Raw genomic sequence first — 18,633 nt, forward strand, 5'->3', positions numbered from 1 at the left:
TATAGGATTATCCAATCCTATATTTTTTATTATAAAGTACATTGCATTATAGAGTACCTAATGTTATAGTATACATGGGAGGTGAAAATAATGGAAATTGATAAAGAGTTATTAAAAGGGTGTATAGATACAATCTTAATGTGCTTGCTTAATGAAAAACCCATGTATGGTTATGAATTGGCACAAACTGTAAGAAAAGTAAGCGAAGAGAATTTTGAGTTAAAAGAGGGTACGCTGTATTTAGCTTTAAAAAGACTTGAGAAAAATAATTATGTAGAATCATATTGGTATGATGGACAAAGCGGCGGAGGTAGGCGTAAATATTATAAAAACACAATTAAAGGCAAAGAATACTTATGTAAAAAGAAGGAAGAATGGGTTTTTTTAAATAATATAATGAATAGATTTTTAGGGGGGATTTAGGGTATGGTGAGTATTGAAGAATTTGTTGATTCTCTTTATAAGGGGGTTAATGGAAAGTCAAAAGAAGTAGATGAACTAAAGGAAGAGATGAAATCCCATCTTATTGAAACAGTAAATGAATTAAAAAAACAAGGAAAGACAGAGGAAGAAAGTCTAAAAATAGCTTATGAGAGATTTGGAGATACTAGTGTAATTACAAGTGGTTTATTTAAAATTTTTCATAAACAAAGGAAATTTATTAAATTTATTTTTATTGTAGCTATAACTTGTATGTTAATAGGAGTTAGTTCATATGTCTTTATGACTCAAAAGGATTTAAAGTTTCATAATGAACAAAAAATATTAACAAAAGGGGTTTTGGAGATTATTGAAAATAAAAACTCAATTACAGAAGATGAGTTAATTAAAATAGATGAAATTATAAAAGACTATAAGTATATTAATTATTTTGCTATATTTAAAATTGAAGATATTTCTGAATTACAAAGTAAAATTATAAAAAATGGAGAAATGGGGATATATGGCAATTATTGTTATCCATCTGATATAAAGAAGGCTAAAATAGTATTTCCTAATGATGCTAAGCAAATGGCTAATTCACCAAGTTCATATGATCGTTCTACAGTAGCAGCAACAAATGGAAAGTGGGTTGTGCAATATGAATATAAGGAGCATATTTACAAATATATAGAGAACTATTCTAAAAGAATGATATTTCCTCCTAGTGAATATCGAGTACCTAAGTTTAATTATAAAGTTTCTGATTGCTTTATTGTAATAGGTATAACACTTTTAGTTTTATGGATAGGAATTAAGCTTTACTGTAGGTTTAAATTTCATTTATTTAATTAAATAATGATGGATAATTGACATAAGGTAATAGTTTTATATATGGGTATTTTACTGCATTGTTCAATATGACAAAATAAAAATTAAGCATAAATTGAAGAGCAATTTATGCTTAATTTTTACTTAAAGCTTTTATAACCAGTTTACTCTTGCCAGTCTTAGGATTTATAGGTATGCTATCTACAAAATCTATAGAGTATTTCACATTTTTCATATTTTTATTTTTTAGGAATATGTTTATTTGAGAGATTATTTTTTTACTTAAAAAATCTGCATCTCTAGATGAACTTACACATTTTAGAATAAATTTATTTTCATTTACTTGAATGAACTGATATTTTAGTATTCCCTTTACGTTTAAATCATCCAAAAAAAGAGGATGTAAAAAATCTTTATTTCCATTTTCGGTTACAAACCACATGAGTTCTTCATGTCTTCCCATTATCTTATCTATGTGTGTATAAGGTAATGGGCCAGAGCTTCTTTTGGTAAAATTCAGAACCATATCCGTGAGTTTATATCTTATTAGTGGAAATGCTTTGTTGTAAAGAGGCGTTATAATTAGTCTATTTTCATCATCTTTTTCTATATAATTTAAATCATCAAATAAATACATGCCGTTGTAGTAGTTAGTAGATGCGCCTATGCATATAGACTCAGTGCAACCGTAATAGTCAATTACATCTGCATTAAACAATTCATGGTAGTATAAGCAATTTTCTTTTGTAAGGGGTTCACCACCAGTAATTATTTTCTTGGGATGAAGATTTAATTCTTTATTTTCCACTAAGGAGGATATTATATTTAAACAAGATGGATAGCCAGATATATAGCAAGGATTAAAATCTTTTAAGGATTCCTTCCATTGACTTAAGGGATCTTGTGCATTTACAATAATGCTTTTACATTTATATCTTTCCATACCATATACAGCAAGAGCTGTGCAAGCGTAGCCGCTTCCAACAGGAGCTATATAGAGGCTTTTTATAGGAAAATCTTTTAGAGATACGGGATTAACACCTTCTATGCTTAATCTAACAAAATTAGCTTCCAGCGTATCTAAAGCTCTTTTGTCATATAGGAAATTAGTAGGAACCCCTGTGCTCCCTGAGGTATGGACTAAATAATTATTTTTTACTTTTGGAAGAAGAGAAGAGCTTTTAATAGCTTGCTTAACTAAATATGAATCCATGGGAACAGTGGAAATTTTATAAAAGTTATTTCTTACTTGTTCCTTGGTTAGAGTAGGAATTTCATTTATAGGTATGTCATCTAAATCTTTATATTTAATTCCCTTCCATGTGTAATAATTTTTATAAAATGGGCTATGTTTATATGCGTATTTTAATATATATCTAAATTTCTTTTGGCTGTACAAAAGAACTTGCTCTCTAGTCCATTTATTATGATTATAGTAGCTAATTCCGTCTTTAATTAATCTAATCAACGTAGAAATCACCTCATTATCATTTTTTATATTATCATTCAGTATATTATAATATTATTTCTAAATTGTGGTTTTTAAATCATTACCATATATTTATTATATATAATGTTATGGAATACAGTGAATTTTTGGGTTAAAATAGGGATGGTAAATAATAAGTTAAAGATATTTAGGTAATTAGAACTGGAGTGATTATTTTGGATAACATGTTCACTAGAACAGAACTTTTAATAGGCAAAGATGCAGTAGATAAATTAAAAAATAGTAAAGTCATGGTACTTGGAGTAGGTGGCGTAGGTGGCTTTGTATGTGAAGCATTAGCAAGAGCTGGAGTTGGCACTATAGTTTTGGTAGATAAAGATGTAGTTGATATAACTAATATAAATAGACAAATAATAGCGCTTAACTCAACTATAGGTAAGGCAAAAGTGGAAGTTATGAAAGATAGAATTTTAGATATAAATCCACAATGCCATGTGCTATGTCACAAAGTTTTTATAGATAAGGAGAATATACCGGAGCTTGTAACTAAGGATGTAGATTACGTGGTGGATGCTATAGATACAGTTACATCTAAAATAGATTTAGCGCAGTGGTGTTATGAACATGATGTTAGAATTATAAGTTCTATGGGTACAGGTAAAAAATTAGATCCGACTAAATTTAAAATTAGCGATATACATAAAACAAAAGTTTGTCCACTAGCTAAAGTTATGAGAAAGCAGTTAAAGGACAGAGGAGTAAAGAAACTTAAAGTTCTTTATTCAGAGGAAATGCCTATGCAGCCTAAACTTCAAGAGTGTGGATTTGAGGATACGGATGAAAACAGAAGAATGCCTTCAAGTATATCCTTTGTGCCGTCTTGTGCAGGGCTTATAATAGGCGGAGAAGTTATAAAGGATTTAACGTTAATAGCAGAAGTCTCTGATACTCTATAGGGAGAGACTTTACTTGATAATGATTAATCCAAAGTGTAACTCCATGATTTTGCAAATATAAAATAGTAACTTCTAGATTGTTGTAATAGAATTGCAGCTATGTTATAATTTTTATATAAGGTTAAATTAAAATTGAATACATTCGTTACTAGGGGAGCTTGCAATTGCAGGCTGAGATTGAGATATTGCTCTAACCCTCATAACCTGAATTAGTTAATTCTAACGTAGGGAAGTACCGCTTTTATTAATAGCTTAAAGCACACAACTTCTACATTGTGTGTTTTTTTATTAATATAGCCTATACTATGAGGAAGCAGAGATGCTTCCTTTTTTTATTATAAAAAGAGATAAGGAGAGGTAAATATGAATTATACAACTCAAATGGACGCTGCTAAGAAGGGCATAATAACAGATCAAATGAAAACTGTAGCTAGAAAAGAAAATATGGAGGTAGAAAAGTTAAGAGAATTAATTGCAGAAGGAAAAATAGTTATACCTGCTAACAAAAATCACAAAGCATTAGATGCGGAAGGCATAGGTAAAGGACTTAAGACTAAAATAAATGTAAACCTAGGAATATCTAAGGATTGCTGTAATGTGGATTTGGAATTAGAAAAGGCTAAGAAAGCAATAGATATGAAAGCTGAAGCTATAATGGATTTAAGTTGCTTTGGAAAGACAGAGGAATTTAGAACAAAATTAATAGGCATGTCTACAGCTATTATAGGAACAGTGCCTATGTATGATGCAGTAGGATTTTATGACAAAGAACTTAAGGATTTATCTGTAGAAGATCTTTTAAGAGTTATAGAAAAGCATGCTGAAGATGGTGTGGACTTTATGACTATACATTCAGGTATTACAAGAGAAACTGCTGAGATATTTAAGAGAAATAAAAGACGTATGAACATAGTTTCAAGAGGTGGGTCTTTGCTATATGCATGGATGCAACTAAACTCACAAGAAAATCCATTTTATGAGTATTTCGATAAAATATTAGATATATGCGAAAAATATGATGTAACTCTAAGCCTAGGAGATGCTTGTCGTCCAGGATGTATAGATGATTCAACAGATCCAGCTCAAATAATGGAATTAATGATTTTAGGAGAGCTTACAAAAAGAGCTTGGGCTAGAAATGTACAAGTTATGATAGAGGGGCCAGGACATATGGCTTTAAATGAAATAGAGGCAAATGTTTTATTAGAAAAGAAATTATGTCATGAAGCGCCATTTTATGTACTAGGACCTATAGTTACAGATATAGCACCAGGCTATGATCATATAACTAGTGCTATAGGAGAAGCTATTGCAGCGGGAGCAGGAGTAGACTTTTTATGCTATGTAACACCAGCAGAACATTTAAGACTTCCAAATCTTGAGGATATGAAAGAGGGAATAATAGCAACTAAAATAGCAGCTCATGCTGGAGATTTAGCTAAAGGTGTAAAAGGAGCTAGAGATTGGGATAACCAAATGGCGGATGTAAGACAAAAGCTTGATTGGGAAGGAATGTTTAAATTAGCTATAGATGATGAAAAGGCAAGAAAATATAGGGCAGAATCTATGCCTCATGATGAACACACTTGTACAATGTGCGGAAAAATGTGTGCAGTAAGAAACATGAACAAGGTTCTAGAAGGTAAAAATATAAATGTTTTGAGAGAAGACGACTAGTATCAATAATCAATTTAAGAAATAAGGGGGGACTAGCATGACTGGTGAGGACAAGTTTAAAGAGGAGTGTGGAGTTTTTGGAATATATGCAGAAGACAGAGACAATATACACATGGGCCTTGCCATTTATGCTGGTCTCTCATCACTTCAGCATCGAGGGGAAGAGAGTTGCGGAGTGGCATATATTAATGCTAATAGGATTAATATATACAAGAATATAGGTAAGGTTTCAGAGGTATTTAATGAGAGATTTTTAAGTGAAATAAAGGGCAATGTAGCTATTGGGCATGTAAGATATTCTACCTGCGGAAAGCCTAGCATTAGCAGTGCACAGCCGTTTTTAGAGAAAATAAATTCTAAAAGCTTTGCTGTAGTGCATAATGGAAATATAACAAATGCAGATGAAATAAAAAAATCTCTAAATGGGCAATATTTTAAAAGTAATAGTGATTCAGAGGTTATAGGTAAATTTATAAAAGCAAATTTACATTTAGGTATAGAAAAAGCTGTAATCAAGCTAGTAGAAAAGCTTAGGGGTTCATATAGCGTATTAATATTACTAGATAAAGAGTTAATAGTGCTAAGAGACCCTATGGGTATAAGACCTCTATGTATAGGAAAATTAGGGGAAAGCTACATAGCTTGTTCTGAGAGTTGTGCTTTAAATTGTTTAGGAGCAAAATTTTTAAGGGATGTAAAACCAGGGGAACTTATAATAATAAACCAAAAAGGAATGAAAAGTACAATGGTGTCTAATAATTGCAAATTGTGCACCTGTGCCTTTGAATATGTTTATTTTAGTAGAGAAGACAGTATTATAGATGACATATATGTAAATGCTTTTAGAGAAGAAACAGGAAAATTGTTATTTAGGCAGTATCCAGCAAAGTGTGATGTGGTAATAGGAATACCAGATTCAGCAATTCCCTATGCCTTAGGATATGCAAAAGAAGCTTCTATTCCTTATGAGAGAGCTATTGTAAGAAATAAATATATAGGCAGAACCTTTATAGTAGATAATAATAGAGAAAATTTACTTAGACTAAAATTTAGTGTATTAAAAGAAAAAGTATACAATAAAAAAGTTGTTGTAGTGGATGATTCCCTAGTAAGAGGCAACACCATGAAGGTAATAGTAAAAGCCCTAAGAGAAGCTGGTGCAAAAGAAGTTCATATACGCATAGCTTCCCCTAAAATCAAATATACTTGTCCCTATGGAATAAACATAAAAACTTCTAAAGAGTTAATAGAAAACAATTTTTCTGGAGAAGAAATCAAAAAGTACATAGGAGCAGATAGCCTTGAATATTTAAGTTTTAAAAGATTTAAAAGTGAACTTAAACATAATGGGGGATTTTGCACTGGATGTTTTACTGGGAAGTATTCAGCGGTATAAAGTTTTTTACTTACAGATCTGTCTTTATATGTGATTATTAAATTTAGTTATATTTAGATATGAAATATACATGGTAATGCAAATAGTTTGTATTATTATGTATATATTTTTTTGAGGAAATATGGCAGTTTTTGATACTTTTTTTATTTTATGTATGATAGCATTTAGACATAGGTAAATTGGTCAAAATAGCATATGATGGTTAAATGAAGAATTTCTAAAGCACATCTGTAAAAGGACGGGGGAAAGAGGTTTATGAAAAAATCTAAGGTTATATTTGGTGTGACTATATTAACAAGTTTAATTTTAATAGCTATCTTTAGTTTATCATCTAAAGATATGAGTGAAGAAAAGTGGTTAAAAAAGAATAGCACAAGTCTTGATATAAAAGATAATGATGATTTTTCTACTTTTAATATATTAAAAGAGGATTTAGAAAATAATCAAGTGTTTTTAACAGGTGAATACCATAAAGTAAATGTGAATGATGACTTAGACTTAAAATTTCTCAAATATTTTAAAAAAGAAGCGAACATAAAATACTATTTGGTAGAAACTAACTATTGTAATTCTATCATTCTAAATGAATATTTAAAAACTGGAGACAAGTCTTGTTTAGACAGGTTAATAAAGAATCCAGGATACTCCCAGTTTATTAATAAGCAGTCTTATAAGAAGTGGCAAGAAATATATAAATTTAATAGTAAGTTATCTGAAAAAGAAAAGATTAAAGTAATAGGTATAGATATAAATACTAATCCACTTCAATACTTTGAATACTTGAATACAATTACTAGTAAATTAGAAATTCCACCAGAAGCTCAAAAAACTACTATGGAGCTTAATAATGATTTTGAAAGTTTTAAAAAAGATCCATATTATTCATATTTAAAATTAGAGGAAAGTGTTTTAAGAGTAAAAAATGATATTAAGGAAAATGAAAATTTATATAAAAAATTTATTAAGGAAGATTTTAAGGAATTTACATATGTGCTTGATAATTTATATTACAACCTTCATTGGCTGGCAATGGGGGAAATGAATGATGATGCTATGAAGTATCGTGAAAAAAGAATGTATGAGAATTTTAATAGAGTATATTCAACGCTAGAAAAAGGTAAATATTATGGTCATTTTGGAGCATTTCATGTATATCAAATAGGCGATAATTTAGCTAGCTTTATGAATAATGGAAATTCACCTGTGAAAGACAAGGTGTTATCTATTGAAACTATTTATGAAAATAGTGAAACATTAATGCTAAAAAGTAATGATGATGGTGAGGTTGAATATGAGAAAATAAAAATCAATGCTAATAAAAATTTAATTGATTTAATAAAACCTTTTAAGAAATCTGATTTAATGATGTTTAGATTATCGGGTAAAGGCTCTCCTTTTTATAGGTTAAAGGATTATAAGTATTTTCAAGAAGGGAATGAAGACACAAAAAAAGAGTTAGAAAAGGCACCATTGATAAGGTATTTTCAGTATCTTGTAGTGGTGTATAATGCTAAGTCAATTGAACCCTTTAAAAATTGATAATTATAATGCTTTGGATATTTATGTTTAATAAAGACACATAGTCTCTTAAATTAGAGGCATATGTGCCTTTGTTAATTATTGAATATGAATATTTAAATTTAAACTTATGTTTAGTAAATATTTTACATTCTAGTATAACTATTTATGTAGCCTCTGTAAAAGAAATTTATATTGCTTGTTATTAAAGCAATTAAAATGATCATATTTTAGCATAAAGAGTGTTACTTAAAATCAACCTTAACATTATATGATTCAAAAGATTGTTTCTTTAATATTCCCTGTAAAAAGTTAGTTATAGCATTTTTGGAATTTTCTTCAGCTCTATTGAAGGTTTCAGATTTTTTTATCTCGTTAACCATTCTAAGTTTAGCTTCGTTCATCATAACGCCGTATTCAGACGGGTCAAGTTTTATTTCTCCAAAGCGGAGAATTCCTTTTTCTACAGTTTCATATTCAGTTTTAGTTTCATCTATGGTTATATTTTTTACATAAGGCTTGGATGTCTTTATGGTGATTTCTCTCTTTTTATTATCTACTTTTATATCGTCATTACTTATTTTAGAAAGATCCACACAGTACACTCCATCTCCAAAAAAATTTATGTTTTGGACTTTTTTAAATAAAGAAAAACTTCCCCAGCTGTCATCAATAACAATTTTTTGCTGAAGAGATGTTTCCAGAGTTATAAGTTCACTCTTATCTCTCATAGATTTTATGATTGCCTCTTCAGTTAATATTTTTTTAGAACTATTTATTTTAGGAAGAATCCATGTTTTATTTCCTTTTGATGGCTTCTTGAATATCCGATACCCTAGATATATACCTAAAATTGTAGAAATCAATATAGCTAATATAATCAATTTAGTTTTGAATCTATTCTTTTTTTTCAATAAAATCCCCCCAATCTATAATACAACGTGTAAGGTACATGAAAATAAATAACAATTCAAAGATGCTGGTATATTTTGTGTCAGACAAGGAAGCAGGTTCTGCCTTTGGTAGAACTACCGACGGGTTCTGCTGACGCAGTATGACGCAAAATAGACTAGCATACTGACTTGTTATTTATTTGAATGTGCCTAATATCAAGTAAATCTATATTTAAATTTATTGGTAATATAAGATTATTCTATACGGTATACTGTATACTGTATAGAATATGATGCTATAACATTCCTAAAGAATAGTTACTAAAAGATTTATTTAGCAGCAGTAACAATATTTTTTAGTTCACAATTAATAATATTATATAATAAGTATATAAAAAAAGAAATTATTTAGCATTATAATATCAACATAACTATTTTTATTATATTTTGAAACAGGTTTACAGAAAGATGTTAAATACTTATTTAACATTTTACCAGTTTAATATACAATGTTATTTATGGAAGGAGGTTTTTAGTATGGAGAAAAAAGCAACAAATAATAAAAGTACATTCATAATAATATTTTTTATATTCTTACTTATGATTATGAATGCCATATCAGAAAATATAAGGGGGGTACTTATCCCTGTGTTTAAATCAGAATTTGGAGTTAAAGATACTAATATAGGAATTTTTCTTTTTATAGGTTCTTTAGGGTATGTTATTGCTACATTTATAGGAGGATTGCTTTGTGAAAAAGTAGGGCAAAAGAAGGTTTTATCAATAGGAATAATAACCATGATAGTTTCTTTAGGTATATTTATAAAAGCTAGTATATTTGAAGTTCTGTTATTAGGTATGTTTATAATGAATTTAGGTTTAGCTTTTACAAGCATAGCTGTAAATACATTAATTCCAGTGTTACTATTAAGTTTTCAAGCAATACTTATGAATGTAACACATTTTTGTTATGGCTTAGGAGCTAGTGTAGGGCCTAAAATGGCAGGAGATCTTATAAATAAAGGAGTTAGTTGGAGAAATATTTACTTATATATGGCAGTGGCATTTGTAATTTTATTAGTTATATTTATATTTTTGAAAGTTCCGGATGTACATAAGGCATCGCAAAATAAGGAAAGTGGAGAAGTGGATAAGACTTTAATATTTTTCTACATTATTGCATTAGGGTTTTATGTTTGTGCAGAGATGGGAACGGGTAGTTGGCTTATAAATTATATTAAAAACGTATATGGATATAATGAAGCAACCAGTGCTACATACCTTTCTATTTTCTTTGGAATGTTAACACTAGGAAGACTTTTAGGAGGAGCAGTGGTAGAGAAATTTGGATATGTAAATACGATGATAAAATCTCTATTTATAGCATTTGTAATATATACTTTAGCTCTTTTCATGGGGGAAAAGGGACTTATTTTAATATCAATTTCAGGATTATTTTTCTCTATAATTTTCCCTACTACAGTTTTAACCATAAGCAAGGTATTTTCAAAAAAAGTATCTGCCATAACTGGTACTGTGGTAACTGCAGCATCTGCAATAAATATGGTGGTTAGTGTAGTTATAGGAAAGCTTAATGATACCATAGGATATAGATATGCATTTTATTTAATACCTATAAGCTTATTTATATCAATAATCTTTATGGCACTTATACATATAAGAACAAAAGACATTTTATGTTGTAGGAGTGATAAGTAATTATGGAAAAGGGCGGTGTACTTTTAGAACTAGTCAATGGAAGGGATAAGGAATATATAATAAAAGATGCAGCAGGAATAACAATAGGCAGGATTTTTATAACGGAATTGGATAAAGAAAATAAATATTGTTGTTTCAAGTTAAACTTTTATAGATATAGCCAAAGAGCATATGAGAGTTTAAAAAATGCTCTTAGTTTAATGATGATTTCACTGTTTAAAAAAATGAATATTTATAAAATAAATGTAATAGTAAACGAAGAAGTGGATTTAAGGGCTTTTATTAATTTAGGATTTAAATTAGAAGGAATATTGGAGGATAGTATTGAGGAGAACGGGGAAAGATTTTCAAAACTAATATTCGGAATAGATTATAGGTCTTATGAAAGTAATATAAGAAGAATACCTTTAAAACTTCAAGGTAAAAAGATAAGTTTGAAAGTTTTAACTCCAGAAGATGCAGATGAAGTATTAAGTTACTATGTAAGAAATAAGAATTATTTGATGTCATTTGAACCGTCTAGAGATGAAAGCTTTTATTCTTTAGAATATCAAAAAAGAAACCTTATGGAAAGTTATAAAAATTACCTGAATGGAGTAGAGATAGAATTTGGAATATATGAAGAAGAACAATTTGTAGGCATTATAAAAGTTTCAAATATTATATATGGAGTATTTAAAAATGCTTTTGTGGGATATTCTATTGATAAGGAGCAGCAAGGTAAGGGATATATGAAAGAAGCTTTGAGCTTGGTAGTAGACTACTGCTTTACGGAAATGGGACTGCATAGATTAGAGGCGTCTACATTAGTTGACAATGGTAAATCTCAAAGTGTACTGCGAGCTTGTGGTTTTAAAGAATTGGGTTTGAATAAAAATTATCTTTTTATAAATGGAAAATGGAGAGACCATATAAGCTTTTACAATGTTAGTAAGTAAAAAATAAATAAGTTGTATTACAAATATGTAAAGTCAAGAATTGTTGAAATGTTGGGAAAATTAACGTAAAATAGTATAAGGGAGAATGATTTTTTACGGCAGTTATAATAGGGGGTACATATGGGAGAATCTAAACATACTTTGGAAAGTTCAAAATCAATTAAAGAATTAAATGAAAACAATCTAGCTAGGGATACATTTAGATTAGCATTACCAGCCATAATGGAAATGGTTATGCAGACTTTGTTGGGCTTTGCGGATATGGCTATGGTAGGAAGTCTTGGTGCTGCAGCTATTGCGGCAGTAGGGCTTAGTGATATGCCTATGATGACTGCTATGTCTATATTTGCAGCAGTGAGTGTAGGTACTACTGCTCTAGTGGCAAGAGCTATTGGAGCTAAAAAGATTAAGGAAGCCGGTGAAGTGGCCAAGCAGTCTTTAATAATGAGTGTTTTAATGGCCATTATTTTTACAACTTTAGCGTTGCTTCTAGCCCAAAATATAATAATACTAATGGGAGCAGAGAAGGAAGTAATACCTATATCAACTAACTACTTTAAGATAACAAGTTTAGGTCTTCCAATGATGATAATAACTATGATAATGTCAGGAGTTTTGAGAGGAAGTGGGGATACCAAGACTCCAATGTACATAAATGGTGGATGCAACATATTAAATATAATAGGAAACTTCTTTTTAATATATGAAACAAGAGACGTTTCTTTTAATTTGCCATTAGTAGGTAAAAGTATAGATATCACAATACCTGGTGCAGGACTTGGTGTTGCAGGAGCAGGTATTTCAACAACTATCTCCAGAGTAATTGGAGGATGTATTATTTTATATTTAGTATTTAGTAGTAGAGTTTTAGTGAAGATAGATTTAAAGGATAAGTTAAAAGTAAATTTAAGAATAATAAAAAGAATATTTAACATAGGAATACCTGCAGCTATAGAACAATTTTTCATGCGATTTGGGCAATTACTTTTTGCTAGAATAGTAGCTAGTTTAGGTACAGTAGTTTATGCATCACATAGAATAACATTAACAGCAGAATCGCTTTCATTTAACGCTGGTTTTGGATTTGCTTTAGCAGCAACTACTTTGGTAGGACAATATTTAGGAGCTAAGAAACCAGATATAGCTAAAAAAAGTGGCTTTATGTCAGTAAAAATGGGTGCTCTTTTTATGGGTACAGTGGGAATCTTCTTTTTTTTATTTCCAGATATATTCTTAAAACTTTTCACAAGGGATCCTGAAATAATAGGAAATGCTCGTTGGTGTCTCAGAATAGTTGCAATTTCTCAACCATTTTTAGCCGGTTGTATGGGATTTGCAGGGGGATTACGTGGAGCTGGGGATACCAGAAGTGTTTTAGTTATAACAGTTTTAGGAATTTGGGGCGTGAGATTAACACTAGCCTATGTTTTTGCCATAGTTTTGGGATACGGACTAGTAGGAGCATGGATTGCTATGACTATAGACTTGATATTTAGAGGTACTCTTTTATTTTTTAGGTTTAGAAGTGGAAAGTGGCAAAGGGTAAAGGTGTAATTGAAATTATGATAACTGTTCCTAGCGTGTCCATATGTTAAATATTAAGAAAAACAGAATAAATTAAAGTAAATAAAAAATAATATAATCATATGTGGATATAAAGTACAAAAGCATAGCAATATACGTGATATTATAAAACACGTCGCTGAAACACGGCGAAGAAGTTCAACGCAAAATAAACTTTTAAAACAACGTATAAGTTTAAAACAAACTAAAAAGTTAAGAAAAAAGTCTAAAAATGCGTTGACAAGAAAAAAGTTAAATGCTATAATGGTTAAGTCGCTTGAAGCGACAGAGAAAACTGGTCTTTGAAAATTAAACAGAGATAAAGATGTAAATCATAAAGTCAGTGAATTTGAGTTTGAGATTAAATTCTTAAAATTGAGAGTTTGATCCTGGCTCAGGACGAACGCTGGCGGCGTGCCTAACACATGCAAGTCGAGCGATGAAATCCCTTCGGGGATGGATTAGCGGCGGACGGGTGAGTAACACGTGGGCAACCTGCCTCAAAGAGGGGAATAGCCTCCCGAAAGGGAGATTAATACCGCATAAAATTATGGAATCGCATGGTTCTGTAATCAAAGGAGCAATCCGCTTTGAGATGGGCCCGCGGCGCATTAGCTAGTTGGTAAGGTAAAGGCTTACCAAGGCGACGATGCGTAGCCGACCTGAGAGGGTGATCGGCCACATTGGAACTGAGACACGGTCCAGACTCCTACGGGAGGCAGCAGTGGGGAATATTGCGCAATGGGGGAAACCCTGACGCAGCAACGCCGCGTGAGTGATGAAGGCCTTAGGGTTGTAAAGCTCTGTTATCTGGGACGATAATGACGGTACCAGAGGAGGAAGCCACGGCTAACTACGTGCCAGCAGCCGCGGTAATACGTAGGTGGCGAGCGTTGTCCGGATTTACTGGGCGTAAAGAGTGCGTAGGCGGATGTTTAAGTGAGATGTGAAATACCCGAGCTCAACTTGGGTGCTGCATTTCAAACTGGGCATCTAGAGTGCAGGAGAGGAAAGCGGAATTCCTAGTGTAGCGGTGAAATGCGTAGAGATTAGGAAGAACACCAGTGGCGAAGGCGGCTTTCTGGACTGTAACTGACGCTGAGGCACGAAAGCGTGGGGAGCAAACAGGATTAGATACCCTGGTAGTCCACGCCGTAAACGATGGGTACTAGGTGTCGGGGGTCCAACCTCGGTGCCGCAGTAAACACATTAAGTACCCCGCCTGGGGAGTACGGTCGCAAGATTAAAACTCAAAGGAATTGACGGGGGCCCGCACAAGCAGCGGAGCATGTGGTTTAATTCGAAGCAACGCGAAGAACCTTACCTAGACTTGACATCCCAAGAATACTGTGGAAACACGGTAGTGCCCTTCGGGGAACTTGGAGACAGGTGGTGCATGGTTGTCGTCAGCTCGTGTCGTGAGATGTTGGGTTAAGTCCCGCAACGAGCGCAACCCCTATTGTTAGTTGCTACCATTAAGTTGAGCACTCTAGCAAGACTGCCTGGGTTAACCAGGAGGAAGGTGGGGATGACGTCAAATCATCATGCCCCTTATGTCTAGGGCTACACACGTGCTACAATGGTCGGTACAAAGAGACGCAAGACCGTGAGGTGGAGCAAATCTCAAAAACCGATCTCAGTTCGGATTGTAGGCTGCAACTCGCCTACATGAAGCTGGAGTTGCTAGTAATCGCGAATCAGAATGTCGCGGTGAATACGTTCCCGGGCCTTGTACACACCGCCCGTCACACCATGAGAGCTGGTAACACCCGAAGTCCGTGAGGTAACCGTAAGGAGCCAGCGGCCGAAGGTGGGATTAGTGATTGGGGTGAAGTCGTAACAAGGTAGCCGTAGGAGAACCTGCGGCTGGATCACCTCCTTTCTAAGGAGAACATGAAAAGGAAGTCACCTTTTCATAAATTATGACAAGTTCACTGATATCTCTGTTTAATTTTGAGAGACCAGATCTCTCAAATGAAGTTAAACACTTAAGCGATTATACCAAATTAAAAATTGGAATACCTGCTTATGTTTAACTAAGCGACTGTACCAAATCATAGATTTGGAACATCTGCTTATGTTCTTTGAAAATTGCACAGTGAAGAAAAGTAGAAATTATTACAATTGTGATGATTTCACTGGAGAATCAATTATAGAAACAAACTTGTTAGTTAAATCTAATAAGTGTTAATTTGCAACAAAATCAAAGATCTTGAAATAAGTTAAGGAAACTCAATCAGCAGAGCTGATGAGTGTTAATTTGTTACAAAATCAGAGATTTTGACAAATTATACAGGTCAAGCTACAAAGGGCGCATGGCGGATGCCTTGGCACTAGGAGCCGACGAAGGACGTGATAAGCTGCGATAAGCTGTGGGTAGGCGCAAATAGCCTGTGAGCCACAGATTTCCGAATGGGGCAACCTGCTCAGCTACGCTGAGTACTGTATGCTGAATTCATAGGTATACAGAGGCAAACCCGGGGAACTGAAACATCTAAGTACCCGGAGGAAGAGAAAGAAAAATCGATTTTCTAAGTAGCGGCGAGCGAACGGGAAAGAGCCCAAACCTAAGTCTTCGGATTTAGGGGTTGAGGATAGATCATAATGTCTTAGATTTTCTAATCGAAGAGAGCTGGAACGCTCTACCACAGAAGGTAATAGTCCTGTAGGTAAAAGAAATATAAGTAAGATCTACTCCAGAGTACCACGAGACACGTGAAACCTTGTGGGAAGCTGGGAGGACCACCTCCCAAGGCTAAATACTACCTAGTTACCGATAGTGAAGAAGTACCGTGAGGGAAAGGTGAAAAGAACCCCGGGAGGGGAGTGAAATAGAACCTGAAACCGTGTGCCTACAAACTGTCGAAGCACTTTACATGTGTGACGGCGTGCTTTTTGTAGAACGAGCCAGCGAGTTATGGTATGTAGCAAGGTTAAGCACTTTTGGTGCGGAGCCGCAGGGAAACCGAGTCTGAATAGGGCGATTAGTTGCATGCTGTAGACCCGAAACCGAGTGACCTATCCATGGCCAGGTTGAAACGGAAGTAAAATTCCGCGGAGGACCGAACCGCGTTGGTGTTGAAAAACCATGGGATGAGCTGTGGATAGCGGAGAAATTCCAATCGAACTCGGAGATAGCTGGTTCTCCCCGAAATAGCTTTAGGGCTAGCGTCAGGTAATGAGTAATGGAGGTAGAGCACTGAATAGGCTAGGGGGCATATCGCTTACCGAACCTTATCAAACTCCGAATGCCATTTACTTTTATCCTGGCAGTCAGACTACGAATGATAAGATCCGTGGTCAAAAGGGAAACAGCCCAGACCATCAGCTAAGGTCCCAAAGTGTAAGTTAAGTGGTAAAGGATGTGGGATTTCTAAGACAACTAGGATGTTGGCTTAGAAGCAGCCACTCATTTAAAGAGTGCGTAATAGCTCACTAGTCAAGAGATCCTGCGCCGAAGATGTCCGGGGCTCAAACTTACCACCGAAGCTATGGATATACAATGTATATGGTAGGGGAGCTTTCTGTACGGGTTGAAGTCGTACCGTAAGGAGCGGTGGACTGTACAGAAGTGAGAATGCTGGCATAAGTAGCGAGAAATGAGTGAGAATCTCATTGGCCGAAAATCTAAGGTTTCCTGAGGAAGGCTCGTCCGCTCAGGGTTAGTCGGGACCTAAGCCGAGGCCGAAAGGCGTAGGTGATGGACAATCGGTTGATATTCCGATACCACCATGATCCGTTTGAGAAATGGGGTGACGCAGTAGGATAGGATGTGCGCACTGATGGATGTGCGTCTAAGCACTTAGGATGATTGAACAGGCAAATCCGTTCAGTCTTAAGTCTGAGGTGTGATGGGGAGTGAAATTTTAGTAGCGAAGTATCCGATTCCACACTGCCAAGAAAAGCCTCTATCGAGGAAAATGGTGCCCGTACCGCAAACCGACACAGGTAGATGAGGAGAGAATCCTAAGGCCAGCGGAAGAATTGTTGTCAAGGAACTCGGCAAATTAACCCCGTAACTTCGGGAGAAGGGGTGCCTACGAGAGTAGGCCGCAGTGAATAGGCCCAAGCAACTGTTTAGCAAAAACACAGGTCTCTGCTAAAGCGAAAGCTGATGTATAGGGGCTGACGCCTGCCCGGTGCTGGAAGGTTAAGGGGATTGGTTAGCGTAAGCAAAGCCTTGAACTTAAGCCCCAGTAAACGGCGGCCGTAACTATAACGGTCCTAAGGTAGCGAAATTCCTTGTCGGGTAAGTTCCGACCCGCACGAATGGCGTAATGATTTGGGCACTGTCTCGACAACAAATCCGGTGAAATTGAATTGGAGGTGAAGATGCCTTCTACCCGCGATTGGACGGAAAGACCCCGTAGAGCTTTACTGTAGCTTAGCATTGAATTTCGGTATTGTCTGTACAGGATAGGTGGGAGACTTAGAAGCAGGGGCGTCAGCTTCTGTGGAGTCATCCTTGGGATACCACCCTGACAGTATTGAAATTCTAACCGGAGGCCATGAATCTGGTCACGGGACATTGTTAGGTGGGCAGTTTGACTGGGGCGGTCGCCTCCTAAAAAGTAACGGAGGCGCCCAAAGGTTCCCTCAGCGCAGTCGGAAATTGCGCGCAGAGTGTAAAGGCAGAAGGGAGCTTGACTGCGACACATACAGGTGGAGCAGGGACGAAAGTCGGGCTTAGTGATCCGGTGGTTCCTCGTGGGAGGGCCATCGCTCAACGGATAAAAGCTACCTCGGGGATAACAGGCTGATCTCCCCCAAGAGTCCACATCGACGGGGAGGTTTGGCACCTCGATGTCGGCTCGTCGCATCCTGGGGCTGAAGTCGGTCCCAAGGGTTGGGCTGTTCGCCCATTAAAGCGGCACGCGAGCTGGGTTCAGAACGTCGTGAGACAGTTCGGTCCCTTTCCGTCGCGGGCGTAGGAAATTTGAGAGGAGCTGTCCTTAGTACGAGAGGACCGGGATGGACCAACCTCTGGTGCACCAGTTGTCACGCCAGTGGCATAGCTGGGTAGCTATGTTGGGAAGGAATAAACGCTGAAAGCATCTAAGCGTGAAGTCCACCTCAAGATTAGATTTCCCATAGCATAAGCTAGTAAGACTCCTGGAAGACTACCAGGTTGATAGGTCGGAGGTGTAAGCATGGTAACATGTTCAGCTGACCGATACTAATAAGTCGAGGGCTTGATCAAAATATAACTGACAATTTATAATTTATAATTTATAATTGGCAGTTAATAATTAAAAGATTTTCCACACTGTGC

The 18,633-nt window shown here is 34.9% G+C and carries 11 protein-coding genes, 2 rRNA genes and 1 riboswitch; of the genes, 11 read left to right on the plus strand and 2 right to left on the minus strand.

The features are described from left to right. The first annotated feature begins 90 nt into the window (after positions 1-90). Both CC89_RS14870 and CC89_RS19620 read left to right on the plus strand, forming a co-directional pair. The gene (locus CC89_RS14870; protein ID WP_035293362.1) at positions 91-423 is read left to right on the plus strand and encodes a PadR family transcriptional regulator; all 333 of its coding nucleotides are present in this window, start codon (positions 91-93) and stop codon (positions 421-423) included. Positions 424-426: 3 nt separating this feature from the next. After that, positions 427-1,275, plus strand: a complete 849-nt coding sequence (locus CC89_RS19620; RefSeq protein ID WP_051931818.1) for a permease prefix domain 1-containing protein — start codon at positions 427-429, stop codon at positions 1,273-1,275. Positions 1,276-1,384: 109 nt separating this feature from the next. Here the strand turns inward: CC89_RS19620 and CC89_RS14880 are convergent, their stop codons facing one another. After that, positions 1,385-2,719: a phenylacetate--CoA ligase family protein gene (locus tag CC89_RS14880; protein WP_035293363.1), complete on the minus strand. Its 1,335-nt coding sequence runs from the start codon at positions 2,717-2,719 to the stop codon at positions 1,385-1,387. A 194-nt stretch (positions 2,720-2,913) separates the two neighbouring features. On the opposite strand from CC89_RS14880, the gene CC89_RS14885 reads away from it, so the two are divergent. The 4 genes from CC89_RS14885 (at position 2,914) to CC89_RS14900 (ending at position 8,269) form a co-directional block, all read left to right on the plus strand. Then, entirely contained in the window at positions 2,914-3,657 is a 744-nt protein-coding gene (locus tag CC89_RS14885) for a tRNA threonylcarbamoyladenosine dehydratase (protein WP_035293681.1), read from the plus strand. Positions 3,658-3,797: 140 nt separating this feature from the next. After that, a riboswitch (TPP riboswitch) is annotated at positions 3,798-3,905 on the plus strand. A gap of 115 nt (positions 3,906-4,020) precedes the next feature. Further along, entirely contained in the window at positions 4,021-5,334 is a 1,314-nt protein-coding gene (thiC, locus tag CC89_RS14890; RefSeq protein ID WP_035293364.1) for a phosphomethylpyrimidine synthase ThiC, read from the plus strand. Positions 5,335-5,371: 37 nt separating this feature from the next. Further along, positions 5,372-6,730 (plus strand): amidophosphoribosyltransferase, encoded by a 1,359-nt coding sequence (gene purF / locus CC89_RS14895; protein WP_035293365.1) that lies wholly within the window; start codon positions 5,372-5,374, stop codon positions 6,728-6,730. Between the two features lie 255 nt (positions 6,731-6,985). After that, positions 6,986-8,269, plus strand: a complete 1,284-nt coding sequence (locus CC89_RS14900) for a TraB/GumN family protein (protein WP_035293366.1) — start codon at positions 6,986-6,988, stop codon at positions 8,267-8,269. A 224-nt stretch (positions 8,270-8,493) separates the two neighbouring features. On the opposite strand, the gene CC89_RS14905 is transcribed toward CC89_RS14900, so the two are convergent. Next, positions 8,494-9,162: a DUF4230 domain-containing protein gene (locus CC89_RS14905; RefSeq protein ID WP_035293367.1), complete on the minus strand. Its 669-nt coding sequence runs from the start codon at positions 9,160-9,162 to the stop codon at positions 8,494-8,496. A 516-nt stretch (positions 9,163-9,678) separates the two neighbouring features. On the opposite strand from CC89_RS14905, the gene CC89_RS14910 reads away from it, so the two are divergent. From CC89_RS14910 to CC89_RS14930, 5 genes are all read left to right on the plus strand, one after another. Beyond that, positions 9,679-10,860: an MFS transporter gene (locus CC89_RS14910; RefSeq protein ID WP_035293368.1), complete on the plus strand. Its 1,182-nt coding sequence runs from the start codon at positions 9,679-9,681 to the stop codon at positions 10,858-10,860. Next, on the plus strand, positions 10,860-11,798 hold the full coding sequence (locus tag CC89_RS14915; protein ID WP_502685634.1) for a GNAT family N-acetyltransferase: 939 nt from the start codon (positions 10,860-10,862) through the stop codon (positions 11,796-11,798). The genes CC89_RS14910 and CC89_RS14915 overlap by 1 nt, the downstream gene beginning before the upstream one ends. Positions 11,799-11,918: 120 nt before the next feature. Beyond that, positions 11,919-13,352, plus strand: a complete 1,434-nt coding sequence (locus tag CC89_RS14920) for an MATE family efflux transporter (protein ID WP_035293370.1) — start codon at positions 11,919-11,921, stop codon at positions 13,350-13,352. Positions 13,353-13,732: 380 nt separating this feature from the next. Continuing rightward, a 16S ribosomal RNA gene (locus CC89_RS14925) occupies positions 13,733-15,243 on the plus strand. A 413-nt stretch (positions 15,244-15,656) separates the two neighbouring features. Next, positions 15,657-18,561, plus strand: a 23S ribosomal RNA gene (locus CC89_RS14930). Together the 16S and 23S rRNA genes form the textbook arrangement of a ribosomal RNA operon. Positions 18,562-18,633 lie beyond the last annotated feature (72 nt).

It is taken from the genome of Clostridium sp. KNHs214 (assembly GCF_000744935.1).
Lineage (GTDB): Bacteria > Bacillota > Clostridia > Clostridiales > Clostridiaceae > Haloimpatiens.